We start from the raw sequence: 247 nt of genomic DNA on the forward strand, positions 1-247 counted from the left end.
CCCATCGTGGTCGTCGTCATCATCCTGCTCGTCGCGGTGCTCTACGCGGCTACACCGAACATCAAGCATCCCCGGGTGCGCTGGCTGACCCCCGGGTCCATCGCGGCGATCATCGTGCTCGGCATCGCGTCGGCACTGTTCGCGTTCTACGTCGGCAACTTCGGCAACTACGACAAGACCTACGGCACCCTCGCCGGCATCATCGTGTTCCTGCTGTGGATCTGGATCGCCAACAACGCGCTGCTGT

At 63.2% G+C, this 247-nt stretch carries 1 protein-coding gene; it reads left to right on the forward strand.

Annotated elements, in window-relative coordinates; translation table 11 throughout:
- Nucleotides 1–247 (forward strand): YhjD/YihY/BrkB family envelope integrity protein (locus SB717_RS38470; protein ID WP_410908474.1); only part of this gene is annotated, 247 nt, incomplete at both ends.

The sequence above is a fragment of the Priestia sp. SIMBA_032 genome (assembly GCF_046535215.1).
In the GTDB taxonomy this organism is placed as follows: domain Bacteria; phylum Bacillota; class Bacilli; order Bacillales; family Bacillaceae_H; genus Priestia; species Priestia aryabhattai.